The organism is Bacillus sp. M13(2017) (assembly GCF_002218325.1).
GTDB classification, from domain to species: Bacteria; Bacillota; Bacilli; order Bacillales; family Bacillaceae_G; genus Bacillus_A; species Bacillus_A thuringiensis_K.
In genome coordinates this window covers 470,328-485,634 of sequence record NZ_KZ268500.1, presented here as the reverse complement: position 1 = coordinate 485,634, position 15,307 = coordinate 470,328, and the positions used below count along the sequence as shown (strand labels likewise).

The window sequence follows — 15,307 nt, the reverse complement described above, 5'->3', positions numbered from 1 at the left end:
ATCATTTCCTTACATCTTGTATACTTTTATACATAAAGTCCATTGCTTCTGTAACTTTTGTACCAGGATTAGATCCAAATAAATCAGGTGGCAAAATAACTACGCGGTTTTGTTTTACTGCCGCTAAATTTTTCCACGCTTCATTTTTCATCATTTCGCCTTCGAATGCTTTTTTCACACTTTTTGGATCTCCGTGTGTAATTAAATAAATCACATCTGGATTCGCCTCAATAATACGTTCTATACTTAGCTGTGCATATTGCGGATATTCTTTCGTTTCTGGAAAATCAGAAGCAATATTTTTCCCGCCTGTTTTTTCTAAAATATCACCTGATAAAGATGTTGGTAATGCCGCTAAATAAGTACCTGGTGCGCCATACACTAGCAATGCTTTCACATCGCTCTTTTTCTCATATTTCTTTATTTGATCATTCATTTTTTGATTAATTGCTTTTGCTTTATCTTCTTTCTTCATTACCGTTCCATATAATTCAATATTCTTTTGAATATCTTGTACAGAATTCGCAGAAGAAATGATAACTTGCGTTCCTTGTCTTTCAACCGTTGGCACATTCTTTTGGAATCCATTGTTAGCAACAAGTACATCGGGCTTTAAACTAGCAATTTGCTCAAAGTTCGGTTGATGTGCATTCCCAATTACTTGTGCTTTCTTTAACTCCTCTGGAAGAGTTAATTTCGTATCTGGGCGACCTACTATGTTTCCACCTAAAGCATGAATAATATCCATGTCTCCCATACTTAATGTTGCAAAACTTTCTGGCACTTTATCGAATGTTACCTTTCTTCCTGATAGGTCGGTAATTTCGATTTTCTTTTTTCCTTTTTCTGTTTTGGTTGCAGACGCTTTTCCGTCCCCTTTGGCACTGCAACCTATTAACAAGAAAAAAATAGATAAAATCGCTGTAAATAGCGTAATAGATTTTTTCATTTCTTCACCTCTAATTGATAATGATAATCATTAACCACTATTCTACTTTAATTGATAAGGATTATCATTGTCAACACGAAACGCATATATTTTCCTACAAAAAACAAAAAGCGCAACAAAAAGATTTTTTCTTTTCGCTGCGCTCTAGTTAACAATATTATTCACATTCATTTTCCTCTAGCTGGTCACGCATCACTTTCACACGCTGAAAGAAAAAGAACGATAAGCTTAAAAATATAACGATGCTCCCCATCATAACAAAAAATTGGATTGTCTCTTTTGCTCCACTCGGAATCAATAAGCCAACCATTAACAATGTACTTACAGCGAGAAGCATTTGTCCAAACCGAGTATAATCTTCTATTTTTCCTTTTAATTCTTTCATTATATTCTCACTCCTCCATTTCACTGTATCATATTCTATGAAACTGAAAGACCAGTAAATACAGCCATTCTGGGAGATGTTTTCCAATAAAAAAAGAGCCGCTTTTACTGCGGCTCTTTTTTTATCATTATTCACCTTTATATGCTTCCATATAAATTTCTTTCAGCTCTGAAATAAGCGGTAACTTTGGATTAGCAGTTGTACATTGATCTTCAAAAGCTCTTTCTGCTAATACTCCAACAACCTCTTCAAATTGCTCTTTATCGACTCCTTGTCCCGCAATACTCATATTAATATTTAAGCTTTTTCCAAGCTCAATAATTGCTTGGACGAGTGATTCCACCCCTTCTGCTACCGAACTTGCTGGAAGCCCGAGCATTCTCGCTATATGTGCATATCTTTCATCTGCCACAAAGTGCTCATATTTTGGGAACAATGCGTGTTTTCTTGGCTTAATAGCATTATAGCGGACTACGTGCGGCATTAGAATGGCATTTGCGCGTCCGTGCGGAATATGGAATTCTGGTCCAATCTTATGTGCTAAGCTGTGATTAATACCGAGGAAAGCATTTGCAAATGCCATCCCTGCAATTGCAGAAGCGTTATGCATTTTTTCTCTTGCTTCTTCATCATTTCCATCTTTATATGCTCTCGGTAAATATTTGAATACGAGATCAATAGCTTTTAATGCTAATCCATCTGTATAGTCATTTGCCATAACAGACACATACGCCTCAATTGCATGTGTTAAAACATCCATACCAGTATCTGCTGTTACATGTGGTGGTACTGTCATTACAAATTGTGGATCAACAATTGCTATATCTGGTGTTAATTCATAATCTGCGAGCGGATACTTTATATTATTTTTCTTATCTGTAATAACCGCAAATGGTGTCACTTCTGATCCCGTTCCTGATGTCGTTGGAATCGCAACAAACTGCGCCTTATTTCCTAATTCCGGATATTTACATGTACGTTTTCTTATATCTAAAAATTTCTGTTTAATACCATAGAATGTCGTTTCTGGATGCTCATAGAATAACCACATTCCTTTTGCTGCATCCATAGCTGAACCACCACCAAGTGCGATAATTACATCTGGCTTAAAGCTTTTCATCATTTCCGCACCTTTGAAAACAGTTTCATCTGATGGATCTGTTTCGACCTCAAAGAAAACTTCAACTTTCACATCATTTGCATTCTTGTTTAAATAGTGCGCGACTGTATCGACATAGCCATGTTCAACCATTCCGGGGTCCGTTACAATAAATGCACGTGAAATGTTAGGCATATTTGCTAAATAAGCTGTAGCATGTTTTTCAAAATAAATTTTTGGTGGCAGTTTGAACCACTGCATATTCTTTTTTCTATTTGCCAGCCTTTTTATATTTAATAAATGAGTCGCTGTTACATTTTGGGAAACTGAATTCTTTCCGTATGAACCACAACCAAGTGTAAGTGATGGCATAAATCCATTATATATATCCCCTATTCCACCTTGTGATGAAGGTGCATTTACAATGAGACGGCAAGCTTTCATACGTAACCCAAATTGCTTTTGCACATCTTTATTTGTAGAATGGATAACTGCTGAATGTCCTAAACCACCGAGGTTCAACATTTCTTCGCAATATGTAAATCCTTCTTCTAATGAATTTGCCTTCACACAAGCTAATACTGGGCTCAGTTTCTCACGGGATAACGGATATGCTGCTCCGATACCTTGAATTTCAGCTACAAGCATTTTTGTATGTCCAGGAACAGTGATCCCAACTAAATCGGCAATATACTGTGCTGATTTCCCTACAATATCACTATTTACTGCACATGTATTTTCATTTATAACGAGCTTTTCTAATTTTTTTCTTTCTTCTTCTGTTACAAAGTAACAACTGTTTTCAATCATTTCTGTTTTAACATCATCATAAATTTCTTTATCGACAATGATTGCTTGTTCCGATGCACAAATCATACCGTTATCAAATGTTTTTGATAAAATTAAATCATTAACAGCTCGTTTTACATGTGCTGATTTTTCTATATAACACGGTACATTACCAGGACCAACGCCTAACGCTGGTTTTCCAGTAGAGTAAGCTGATTTCACCATACCAGCGCCTCCAGTTGCTAGAACGAGTGCTACACCATCATGGTTCATCAATTGTTTCGTCGCTTCAACAGACGGTCTTTCAATCCATTGAATACAGTGTTTTGGGGCACCAGCTTTCATCGCTGCATCATATACGGTTTTCGCTGCTGCCACAGAACATTTTTGTGCGGAAGGATGAAATGCGAAAATAATTGGATTTCTTGTTTTTATCGCAATTAACGCTTTAAACATTGTTGTCGACGTTGGATTCGTTACTGGTGTTACTCCAGCTACTACACCGACAGGTTCCGCGATTTCTATTATTTCTTCATGAGGATCTTCGTGAATAATCCCTACCGTTTTATCTTGCTTTATACTATGCCAAATATATTCAGTGGCAAAAATATTTTTAATGCATTTGTCTTCATATACACCACGGCCAGTTTCTTCAACTGCCAATTTTGCTAGCGGCATATGTTGATCAACACCTGCTAATGCCATTTCATGAACAATGTTGTCAATTTCTTCTTGTGTAAAACTTTCTAATGCTTGTAAAGCTTGTTGACCATTATTTACTAGCGTATCAATCATCTTTTTTACTTCCTGCATTTCATTTACAACTTTCTCTTTGACTACCATGTGAATTTCCTCCTATTCTACTATTACGGTCCTTATATGTCCCTGTAGGTCAAAATAAGTCCCAATTAACACAAAAAAATAGAGATGCTTTCCTACATGAATTTCATTGTTTGTGAAATATTTCACAAGTTTATTTGTGAGTAACATTTCCTGAATTCAATATACACGAAATCATTTCGTTTGTGTATGTCTATTTTGTGAAATGTTTCACAAAATAACATAATACAAAATACACTGCTAATATTAGCAGTGCATTTTGTATTATGCTAGCGCTTGTGCTAAATCTTCAATTAAATCTTCACCATCTTCAATACCGACAGAAATACGAATTAATGTATCTGTAATTCCTAATTCTTTGCGGCGATCCGCTGGGATTGATGCATGTGTCATTTGAGATGGAATAGAAATTAAACTTTCTACCGCTCCTAAGCTTTCAGCAAGTGTAAAGTATTGTAGTTTCTCAAGTACTTTATTTAATGTTTCTTCACTATCTACATCAAATGAGATAATAGCACCAAATCCGTTTGCTTGTTCTGTTGCTAATTCGTGATTTTGATGTGATTCAAGACCTGGGTAATATACTTTATTTACTTTTGGATGATTATTTAAGAACTCAGCAATAGCACGTGAATTCGTTTCATGTTCTTCCATACGAATTCCTAATGTTTTTAAACCGCGAAGTAGTAAGAAGCTATCTTGTGGCCCAAGAATACCTCCTGTTGAGTTTTGTACAAAATGAAGATCTTCTGCTAGTTGTGGGCTATTTACAACTACTAAACCTGCAACTACGTCACTATGACCTCCTAAATATTTCGTTGCACTATGAAGCACAATATCTGCTCCTAAAGAAATCGGCGACTGCCAATATGGCGTCATGAATGTGTTATCAATAATTGTTAATAGGTCTTTCTCTTTAGCAAGAGTAGATATTTTCTTAATATCAGTAATTTTTAGTAGTGGGTTCGTTGGTGTTTCCACATAAATTGCTTTCGTATTTGGACGAATTGCTTCTTCAACTTCCTCTAAGTTTGTTGTATCTACAAATGTATGCTCAATACCGAAACGGTTTAATACTTTCGTAATAACGCGGTATGTTCCACCATAAACATCATCTGTTAAAATAACGTGGTCACCTTTTGAGAACAACATAATTGTCGCTGTAATAGCAGCCATTCCTGAACCAAATGCAAATCCAGCATGCCCGTTTTCTAATACAGCAATCATTTCTTCTAAAGCTGCACGTGTTGGGTTACCTGTACGTGAATATTCATATCCTTGATGCTTACCAACTGCTTCTTGTTTGTACGTACTTGTTTGATAAATCGGTACGTTTACAGATCCAGTTGAAGGTTCTCCTATGCGAATACCATGAATTAACTTTGTCTTTGCTCTCATTTTTTATTCCCATCCTTTGTATATGTCTTTACTTAAATAGCGCTCACTGCTATCAGGAAAAATGGTTACAATATTTGTACCTGGTGGTGCCTTCTCTGCCTCCAGTAAGCTCGCATGAAATGCTGCTCCTGAAGAGCTCCCAACGAGAAGTCCTTCTTTTTGCGCTAATTCTTTCACTCGTAAAAATGCATCTCGATCAGAAATCGTATGAATTTCATCAAAATAAGATGTCTTCAAAAATGGCGGGATAAATTCCAGTCCAATTCCTTCGGTCTCATGTGAACCAGCCTTACCACCATTTAAAATAGATCCTTCTGGCTCTACGATAACTGTTTTAATATCTATATTTTTTTCTTTCAAATAAGATGCAGTCCCCATAAACGTACCGCCAGTTCCTGCTCCAGCAACAAATATGTTAATCTCTCCATTCAATGCGTCCCACAATTCAGGTCCTAATGTTTTAAAATATGCACGAGGATTTGCCTCATTTGCAAATTGACTTGGAGAGTATGAATTCGGTATTTCATTTACTAACTCTTTTGCTTTTGCAATTGCACCGGTCATTCCTTGCTCAGTCGGTGTGTGCACGACCGTTGCACCTAGCGCTTTCATTAATTCTTGTTTTTCAATACTAAATTTCTCTGGTACACAAACGATAACACGTAAATCATATTCTAATGCTGCAAGTGCCAGTCCAATACCAGTATTCCCAGCAGTGGGTTCAATAATTGTTCCACCTTGGGTAACAAGCCCTTTTTCTAGCGCATCTTCGATTAATTCTCTTCCTAAACGATCCTTAACGCTTCCGCCTGGGTTATAAAATTCAAGCTTTGCAAATAAACGGACCCCTTTCGGAAGTGGAAAACGAGTAATTTCTACAATTGGTGTATGACCAATTAACTCATGAACTCCACGATATACATTCATCGTGTTCTCCCCCTTGTTTGCCAATAAAGAAAAGGCAACTGTATGTATTTTCTTTATATGAGACAGTTGCCTTTTTGTTACATTACTTTAACTCTTCTAACACTTTTACGATAAAGTTTGTAGAATGAAGAGCTGCTTGATCTAAAAACTGATCAAATGAAACATTTGATTCTTTACCAGCAATATCAGAAAGTGCGCGAATGATAACAAACGGAATTTCATATTGGTGGCATACTTGTGCAACAGCTGCTGCTTCCATTTCTACCGCATAAAGATTTTCAAATTTATCACGGATGGCTGCAACGCGGTTCGGATCACTCATAAATGAATCACCTGTTGCAATCATACCTTTTACAACTTGAATATTTTCTTCAGCCTGCATACATTTCTCAGCTAATGCAACTAACGCCTCATCAGCTTTAAATCCAGGCGGCATTCCTGGTACTTGACCATATTCATAGTTAAATGCTGTTACATCTACGTCATGGTGACGAACTTCAGTGGAAATAACTACATCACCAACGTTTAGAGAGTGATGGAATCCACCTGCTGAACCAGTATTAATTACTTTTTCAGGCTTATATTTTTCTAATAAAATTGTCGTTGACATCGCTGCATTTACTTTACCAATACCAGACTTTAACAAGATTACTTCATGCCCTGCTAATAGCCCTTTCGTAAATTCACAACCTGCAACCGTTTCTGTCTCTGCTTGTTCTAATTTGTCACGTAAAATACGTACTTCTTCTTCCATTGCTCCAATTACAGCAATTCTCAATCTAATCCCTCTTTCTATTGCTTAGTTGCCTCCATTACCCAAACGAAATGATTTAATCTCGTGAACGTTACATGGAAGCCATTGTTTTCAAAAATAGTCTGCATAACTGGAATACGTGTATAGTACTCCGTTTGCAAATCGTTTGCTAACTGGTGGAAACCTCTTTGTTTTGCTGTTTCAACAGTTTTATCATATGCATCTTGATCTGCAAATATCGTATCAGCAAACACTATTTTACCACCTTTGTTTAGCAATTGACTATACTTCGCAATCGCTACATTTTTTTCATCATCTGTTAAATGATGAAATGCATAGGTGCTTACAATGGTATCAATTGAATTTGGAACTTCAAATGAAAGAAAATCACCGTCTGTAATTGAAAATTCTTTTGGCAATTTCTCTTTTGCAATCATGCGCATTTCACGCGACGGTTCTATACCGTAAACTGTGCGGCCAGCAAGTAATAATTTATTTGTTAAATTACCTGTACCGACACCAAATTCTAATACATTACCAAATGACTTGTTAACTACATCCTCTAGAATGTCCTCATAATGGGCGAAAACTTCTTTATATTGTATATCTTCGCCTTGTACAAATGAGTCGTACGTATGAGCCCACTCATCAAATAAACCATTAAATTCTGTACCCATAAAAATTCCCCTTTTTCTTATCGGTTTTATCAGTATGATATTCCCTCTTTCTAAAAATGTCAATTGAAATGTACATGGTATTTCCTTCTTTTCTTTGTTACACTATAGTTGATTACATAGGAGAGGGGCCGTCTTCATGTCATTTACCTTTGAAATGTTAGAAGATAAAGTAGAGTTTTTTGAAGCGGGAGACTTAGCTTCTTTAGAACGAAAAATTAGTGAACAAATTGATAATAATAAAGCACTTATGCTTGAAGTTCATCACATCTCACATCAAATGGTTATGGATCCTGAAAGCAAAAGACCGTATTATAGCGCGGTTGTTCATTTTAAATTAAAGAAATTGCGTTAACAAAAAAGAGAAGCTCCTAAGGAGCCTCTCTTTTTTAGTTTAGAGTTTGAACAAGTACTGGTTTCCAGCCCTCATTGTCTACCCAATCAATATTTACATAATATCTTTTCCCACTTTGCTTATCTTGAACATCACCATAAGCTTTGCTCTTTCCAGTTTTGTCTCTTCCAACAAAATGGAATACTAATTGCTCTTTCGGTACTTCAATACCCGCAGCAATTGCACTTTGCATCTCATTCCAATCTGATGACCCCTGTTTAAACGTCATCGCCGGTGATGAACCTTGTTCTGTTCCTACAGCTTTCCAAGAAGGTTTTGTGTAAGCCTCTTTTGCCTTGGATACAGTTTTTTCAGCTGATACTTTCTCGTTAGCTTTCGCTTCTTCTTCAGCTTTTTTCTGTTCTTCTTCAGCCTTTAACTTCTCTTCTTCAGCTTTTTGCTTAGCTTCTGCTTGCTCTTGTTCTTTTTCTTTTTTCTTAGCAGATTCTTTATCTTCTGATTTTCCAGCTTTCTCATTCTTTGTTGTTTGTTGAGAGACTTTCTTATCAGTAGAAGATGCTTGCTCTTTCGTACTAGGAACGAACAATTGATATGCTACAATAGCTACTAATAGTAATACAATAGCGATTGCAATATTTAAAACACCGTTTTGACGACGTTTTTGTTGTTTCTGTTGGAATCTTGATCCTCCTGCCATTCTCCAAACCTCCATGCAGTTTTTCCTAATTGCTATTGTAACATTAAATCTAGAAAGGTTGAACATTTACAATGATATTTTCATGAAATGAAGACATTTCACTATAAATTGCAAGATTACTTTTCATTCTCCAATTGATAGATTGCTCCTACCATATCTTTAAAAATAGGTGTAACTTTATTCACTTTGCTATCAGTCTCTAGATCAACAACAACTAAAGCATATCTTGGATTCTCATACGGAAAATAACCTGCAAACCAGCGATTCACCCTCGTCCCTTTCCCTGTTTGCGCTGTCCCGGATTTTCCAGCGACACTTAGTGGCAACGAACGGAATGCCGTTCCTGTTCCTTTCTCCCTTGTTACAACGCCTCTTAATAACTCTTGTAATGTTTTCACTGTTTCATACGAAAGCTGTTTTCCATTTAACGTATGACTCTCAAATGTAAAAAAATCCGCTCCATTTTTATATACTATTTTTTCGACAGCTTTCACTTCCATCTTTTCCCCATTCCTCGCAATCGTCGCCATCATATTTGCAATTGCTAGAGGTGATATACGTACATCTTTCTGTCCAATTGCTGTTTGTTCTACCGCTTTTTTACTATTTTTATTTTCTTCATTCCCCCAAATAGTAGTATCCTTTTCTTCTGGCATTTGCTCAAAATGAGGTGTATGAAATACAGAACCTTTCCATCCAACCTTTTCATTTGCTCCTAAAGCTGCTACGTATGTTTCTAGCACCGTCTTATCCTTTTGTAATAGCTCGTTACCTAACTCGGAGAATGTCCTGTTACAGCTCCTAGCAAAGCTCTCTTTAAAGTTAAGTGTACCCATCCTAACTTGCGGGTCGTTTTCACCATATAAATCTTTATTACAGTTAAATGTCCGATTAAACAAATTTACTTTTTGATCAATGACTGCAGCTGCAACTACTGTTTTAAAAACAGAGCCTGGAAAATGTGGCGTTAACATTTGATTTTCAAGTGTAGTTTTATATAACTTCTCATCCCTTACTTGTAAAGACGGCTTACTAGCCATCGCTAATATTTCATTTGTCTTTACATCAATTAATACTAATCCCCCCTTCTTTATTTCGTTTGCTTCAATCACTTCTTCTGCTTTTTGCTGCAACTCTTTATGTAAAGTAGTTTGAATCCTAACTGGATAAAATGGATTTCCTGGTGAAGTGTATTTCGCTTGCTTTCCGAAAATTGGTTCTCCTTGCCGATCTACTTGATATAATACTTTTGCCTCTCCATCAGTCAATAGAAATTCATCAAATGATTGCTGTAATCCTGAAATACCTATCGGCGTTTGTTTGGAAATTCTTTTCAATTCTCCATATCGCTTTTGAAACTCCCTTTCGTTCTCCCCTACATCACCAATTAAATGATTTATCTCTCCAGTCTGTTTTAATCGCACTTCAGCTGCTACAATACCTAATACATGTAATTCATTTACCTTCTCCATCTGCTCTCGTGTCACTCGAAATGGAGCAGTTTCTCCTTGTAGTGTAAATGCATTTTTGTTATTTTTCATTTGTCTTCTAATCTCTTGTCTCGACACACCAATGATATGCGCGATTTTCTCTAACATGTCATTTTTTATTTGTAAAAATGGAAAAATAATTAAAACAGGATATTTTCCCTCACCTATTTTTTTACCATTACGATCTATAAACTGCCCACGTCCATCGTCTACTGTAATGGATTGTGTGCGTTGCGTAACACTTTTTTCAATTAAATTTATTTTGCGATCAGTAAATGATTCTGTATCTATAATTTGAATTTGGATTAAACGACAAAGCAATACAAACATAACGCTCATAAAACAAATTAAAACAATTGTAATTCTCCGTTTTATTTTCATAAAAAACACCTCGTCTATTGTAGTTTAGACGAGGTACTATTTTATTTATACAATCCCCAAACAAAAACAGATATTATATAAGGTTATTATTGTTTCTTTGGCTTCTCTAAAAATTTCATAAGAAGCGATCTAAATTCAGTTTCATTCACTCCAGTGTTTTTAGCAACTTCAATTACAGTGGTTGTTACATTAGCCGCTATTTTTAAATAATCCTTACTAAGATTATCCATTTCATTTCTTTTTTCTTTTGCATTCTCAACTGTTACAGAATCAATACAAGTAATCATCTTATCTACAATATGTAAATAATTATTTTGTGCATCTATTATTTTTTGAATATCATCTTTATTACTTACTTTCGATTGTTTTAAATATGTATACGCTTGATTCACTTCATCTTTTAAAATTTTATCATTATTCTTCGCCTGTTCTTGTAACATATTCTTCATATCATCTATTGTTTTTTGATCCATCGAATCTCGCAATAAATAATCTGGATTCCCAATTGCGTAATCATACTTAATCGTTACATCTTGAAATATTTTCATGACAATAGCTAATTGATACGCTACATCAAAATCATTAAATTCCTTTTTATCTTGTGGATTTTCTAAGGTTTTTGAACTCTCAGTTGCTTTAATATCCTTTTTTTCTTCTTGCTTTACTTTTTCTCCCTTTGATGATGTAGTTTCTTCATTCGTTCCGCATGCAGCAAGTCCTAATATGGATATACTACACACCAATCCTGTAAAGATTTTATGTTTCATAATTAGCCCCTTTTCCCTTTTAAAACCTATATTCTCCAATTATGATATCAAATCTTAAATTGTTTTTTTGACATTTTTTGTCGAATCACTCTAAGGTTTACACAATTTTTTTCATTCTACAGAAAAAAAGATTCTCCCGATAGGAGAATCTTTTTTTATTTTACAGAGACAATCTCTACTTGCATTTCTCCGCCTGGTGTTTGGATTGTTACTTTCTCACCAATTTGCTTACCTAATAAGCTTTTTGCGATTGGAGAATCGTTAGAAATTCTTCCTTCGAATGGATCAGCTTCCGCGCTACCTACGATTGTATACGCTTCTTCATCTCCGTTTGGTAATTCTTTAAATGTTACTGTTTTACCTAATGTAACAACAGTAGATACTTCGCCATTATCTTTAATGATAACTGCGTTACGAATCATATTTTCTAATTGTGTAATGCGCCCTTCTACGAACGCTTGCTCATCTTTTGCTGCATCGTACTCAGAGTTCTCAGAAAGGTCTCCGAAGCTACGTGCGATTTTAATACGTTCTACTACTTCTTTACGTCTTACTGTTTTTAATTGCTCAAGTTCGTTCTCTAGTTTTTGCTTACCCTCTTGCGTCATAGGGTATGTTTTTTCTGTTGACATATTTTCCACTCCTTTTATATACCAATCCCCCGAAAAAAAGAGGAGTTCCATATGAAAACTCCTCCGCTTCCATTGTTAGCGGAGGTTTCTAGTACCCTTGCACTAGCGGAGTTGTCACATACAACCCCGTATTTCCAATTCTTCTTTATATAAAGAAGATATGTATGGAAAGTTGATATAAATATGCCCTCACCTATATATAGATGAGGTTGCATGTTTCATTGTATTCGATAAGAAGGGAAAAAATCCCTTCCTACCGTATATCTTTTACTATGCTATTACAAATTTACTTTTTGTTCAAGAATTGTTGCAATTTTTGTCACCATAATATCAATTGCAACGTGGTTTTGTCCACCTTCAGGGATAATAATATCCGCAAATTTCTTAGAAGGCTCAATAAATTGATTGTGCATTGGACGTACAACATTTACGTACTGATCAATAACTGAATCCATCGTACGACCGCGCTCTTTAATATCACGTTGCATGCGGCGCAGAATACGAAGGTCAGCATCCGTATCAACGAATAATTTAATGTCCATTAACTCGCAAAGACGTGGGTCTTCTAAAATAAGAATTCCTTCTAAAATAATTACATCTTTCGGCTCAACCGGAATAATTTCTTCTGAACGCGTATGCAATGTATAGTCATATACAGGCTTATCAATTTGCTCATATGCAAGCAACTGCTGCAAATGTTCAATTAACAGATCATTATCAAACGCAAGCGGATGATCATAATTTGTTTTTAAACGCTCTTCCATTGGTAAATGGCTTTGATCTTTGTAATAATAATCTTGCTCTAAGATTAAAATAGAATGACCTTTAAAATGGTCAAAAATCGCTTTCGTTACACTCGTTTTACCTGATCCCGAACCACCAGCAATTCCAATTACAACAGGCTTATTCGTCCCCATTCGACTATCACTCTTTCTTATTGAAGTATGCTTTTGCGCATCATATTATTCACATACACTCGTTGATCCACTTTGAATTTCACGATTTGCAACGGATGTCTCGCTGCATCTAATTCGTTTCCATCCTCATCCCAAATTTTCTCCACCGTTTGCGTAAAGTTTTCTATTTCTGGTCCAAAGAACTCCACTTCATGTCCTGGTTTAAAATGATTACGTTGCTCAATCGTTACGATGCCCGTTTCTTCATTATAATCTAACACTAAACCAGCAAAATCATACGTTGTTTTCTTACTATGATTTCCAAACATTTGCTCTTGATGTCCTGGAACCCCTTCAAAGAATGCAGGAGCTGTATCACGATTTGCACATTTATCAAGCTCATCTAACCATTCTTGTTTAAACTCAAAGTTATCTGGATCAGCACAATAAGCATCAATTACTTTACGATATACAGTTGCTACAGTCGCTACGTAATGGATTGATTTCATACGTCCTTCTACCTTTAAGCTATCGATTCCGATTTCAATCATTTTCGGAATTGATAAAATTAAATTTAAATCTTTTGGACTCATCGCAAAGTGAGCATCTCCTTCTTGGAATAGAGGAAGCTCTTTTGCATCTTTATGTTGTGATACTGTTTGAACTAAATCATAATCCCAGCGGCAAGATTGGCAACAACCACCACGATTAGAATCACGCGCTGTCATATGGTTACTTAATGTACATCTTCCTGAATATGCGATACACATTGCACCATGTACGAATGCTTCAATTTCAATATCCACTTTTTCTTTAATTTCTTTCATTTCTTCATAGCTTGCTTCACGAGCTAATACAAGACGATGTAAACCTTCTTCTTTCCAATACTGTGCTGCTTTCCAGTTGGATAGTGATTGCTGTGTGCTTAAATGCACCTCAACAGAAGGCGCTACGCGTTTACAAGTCTCAATGATAAGCGGATCAGCAACGATAATTCCCGTTACGCCAGCTTTTTCAATCCCTTTTAAATATTCCTCTAGCCCGTCCATATTTTCATTATGTGCAAAGATATTTGTTGTTACGTATATTTTTGCTCCATACTTCTTTGCAAACTCAACGCCTTCTGCCATTTCTTCTAGCGTAAAGTTACCTGCATTCGAACGAAGACCAAATTCTTGTCCACCTAAATATACAGCATCTGCCCCGTAATGGATAGCTACTTTTAATTTTTCTAAGTTACCCGCAGGGATTAACAGTTCAGGTTTCTTCACAATAACACGTTTGCCATCGATTACTCGTGAAATTTCTTGTACAGTCATTTCCTACACCCTCCTCGTTTAGTAAACCGTTTCTTTAAAGAAGAATCCTGTATCTAACGGACGATTTACTGGTTGCATTTCTTCTATTTCTTTATATAGATCATCTTTCACGTCATAATATGCATCACGATCTTCTACGCATAAATCAATTGCTTTACGATATTTTTTCGTTACTTCAATAATGTATTCAGAGGTTTTTAGTACTCCGTCGATTTTTAAGCTATCAACTTCAGCTTCGATTAGTTCCTCTAATTCATCGATGAAACAAATATCGTTCGGACTCATAATGTGAGTACCATTTTCATCTTCATAAATTGGATATTTATTGTTACGCTCTGGGTCATATAAGAACATATTCTCTTCATATTTTTTCTTTTCAATGTCTAGATTACGTCCTTGATACTCAAAGTAGTTTCCTACTAATGAACGCTTCGATTGGAACATACAAGTCATACCGTGAATTTGTACTTCCAGTTCCACTTCAGCATTTTCTTTTAAATCAACAATTTCATCTAAGCTCAGCTCACGAGCTAATACAGCACGCTTCGCTCCTCTTTGTCCCCAGTAATTACAAGTGAACCAGTTTGTTGCTGTCGTTTCTGTATTCCAGTGCAACTGCATATTTGGCGCTACTTCGCGAACAGCCATTAATACCGCTGGATCTCCGAAAACAATTGCATCTACATTTACTTCGTTTAAAAATGAAACGTAATCTGTTAATTCTTCTACTTTATCGTTGTGGAACATAGCGTTCATGGCTACGTATACTTTCACACCATTTTCATGTGCAATCTTCACAGTTTGTTTTACATCTTCACGTGAAAACTCCCCTGCTAAACGTAAACCAAACTTTTGCTCACCGATCATTACCGCATCTGCTCCTGCTTTCGCAAGTTGTTCGATATCCGCCACCGCTCTTGGCGTTACTAACAATTCAGGTTTCTTCATACCTTGG

The 15,307-nt window shown here is 36.0% G+C and carries 15 protein-coding genes; 1 reads left to right on the top strand and 14 read right to left on the bottom strand.

The features are described from left to right. Position 1: 1 nt before the first annotated feature. The 7 genes from CGQ22_RS02770 to CGQ22_RS02735 all read right to left on the bottom strand — a co-directional run bounded on the left by CGQ22_RS02770 (position 2) and on the right by CGQ22_RS02735 (position 7,818). Positions 2–949 carry an ABC transporter substrate-binding protein gene (locus tag CGQ22_RS02770; protein WP_000748478.1) on the bottom strand — a complete coding sequence of 316 codons (948 nt, stop codon included), beginning with the start codon at positions 947–949 and terminating at the stop codon, positions 2–4. Between the two features lie 157 nt (positions 950–1,106). Further along, a complete protein-coding gene (locus CGQ22_RS02760) occupies positions 1,107–1,334 on the bottom strand; it encodes a YrhC family protein (RefSeq protein WP_000661265.1) in 228 nt (75 codons plus the stop codon). A gap of 127 nt (positions 1,335–1,461) precedes the next feature. Beyond that, complete coding sequence (gene adhE / locus CGQ22_RS02755) at positions 1,462–4,065, bottom strand: bifunctional acetaldehyde-CoA/alcohol dehydrogenase (RefSeq protein ID WP_089148274.1); 2,604 nt, start codon at positions 4,063–4,065, stop codon at positions 1,462–1,464. Between the two features lie 261 nt (positions 4,066–4,326). Beyond that, positions 4,327–5,460 carry a bifunctional cystathionine gamma-lyase/homocysteine desulfhydrase gene (locus CGQ22_RS02750; RefSeq protein ID WP_001201908.1) on the bottom strand — a complete coding sequence of 378 codons (1,134 nt, stop codon included), beginning with the start codon at positions 5,458–5,460 and terminating at the stop codon, positions 4,327–4,329. Between the two features lie 3 nt (positions 5,461–5,463). Beyond that, entirely contained in the window at positions 5,464–6,387 is a 924-nt protein-coding gene (locus CGQ22_RS02745) for an O-acetylserine dependent cystathionine beta-synthase (RefSeq protein ID WP_001103851.1), read from the bottom strand. Positions 6,388–6,469: 82 nt separating this feature from the next. Then, complete coding sequence (gene mtnN / locus CGQ22_RS02740; RefSeq protein WP_001217024.1) at positions 6,470–7,165, bottom strand: 5'-methylthioadenosine/S-adenosylhomocysteine nucleosidase; 696 nt, start codon at positions 7,163–7,165, stop codon at positions 6,470–6,472. A 14-nt stretch (positions 7,166–7,179) separates the two neighbouring features. Continuing rightward, complete coding sequence (locus tag CGQ22_RS02735; RefSeq protein ID WP_000536315.1) at positions 7,180–7,818, bottom strand: class I SAM-dependent methyltransferase; 639 nt, start codon at positions 7,816–7,818, stop codon at positions 7,180–7,182. Positions 7,819–7,954: 136 nt separating this feature from the next. Between CGQ22_RS02735 and CGQ22_RS02730 the strand changes: the two genes are divergently transcribed. Further along, a complete protein-coding gene (locus tag CGQ22_RS02730) occupies positions 7,955–8,170 on the top strand; it encodes a YrzA family protein (protein WP_000010984.1) in 216 nt (71 codons plus the stop codon). 34 nt (positions 8,171–8,204) lie between these two features. Here CGQ22_RS02730 and CGQ22_RS02725 read toward each other — a convergent pair whose 3' ends face one another. The 7 genes from CGQ22_RS02725 to CGQ22_RS02695 all read right to left on the bottom strand — a co-directional run bounded on the left by CGQ22_RS02725 (position 8,205) and on the right by CGQ22_RS02695 (position 15,300). Then, the gene (locus CGQ22_RS02725; RefSeq protein WP_000897101.1) at positions 8,205–8,867 is read right to left on the bottom strand and encodes a YrrS family protein; all 663 of its coding nucleotides are present in this window, start codon (positions 8,865–8,867) and stop codon (positions 8,205–8,207) included. 116 nt (positions 8,868–8,983) lie between these two features. Further along, positions 8,984–10,738, bottom strand: a complete 1,755-nt coding sequence (locus CGQ22_RS02720; protein ID WP_089148273.1) for a peptidoglycan D,D-transpeptidase FtsI family protein — start codon at positions 10,736–10,738, stop codon at positions 8,984–8,986. An 86-nt stretch (positions 10,739–10,824) separates the two neighbouring features. Beyond that, positions 10,825–11,505, bottom strand: coding sequence for a hypothetical protein (locus CGQ22_RS02715; protein ID WP_000680879.1), 681 nt, complete (start codon positions 11,503–11,505; stop codon positions 10,825–10,827). Positions 11,506–11,660: 155 nt separating this feature from the next. Continuing rightward, positions 11,661–12,137: a transcription elongation factor GreA gene (gene greA / locus CGQ22_RS02710; protein WP_014894880.1), complete on the bottom strand. Its 477-nt coding sequence runs from the start codon at positions 12,135–12,137 to the stop codon at positions 11,661–11,663. 278 nt (positions 12,138–12,415) lie between these two features. Continuing rightward, positions 12,416–13,054: a uridine kinase gene (gene udk, locus CGQ22_RS02705; RefSeq protein ID WP_000537078.1), complete on the bottom strand. Its 639-nt coding sequence runs from the start codon at positions 13,052–13,054 to the stop codon at positions 12,416–12,418. Between the two features lie 17 nt (positions 13,055–13,071). Further along, positions 13,072–14,352: a peptidase U32 family protein gene (locus CGQ22_RS02700; RefSeq protein WP_000217974.1), complete on the bottom strand. Its 1,281-nt coding sequence runs from the start codon at positions 14,350–14,352 to the stop codon at positions 13,072–13,074. An 18-nt stretch (positions 14,353–14,370) separates the two neighbouring features. Further along, the gene (locus CGQ22_RS02695; RefSeq protein WP_000742808.1) at positions 14,371–15,300 is read right to left on the bottom strand and encodes a peptidase U32 family protein; all 930 of its coding nucleotides are present in this window, start codon (positions 15,298–15,300) and stop codon (positions 14,371–14,373) included. Positions 15,301–15,307 lie beyond the last annotated feature (7 nt).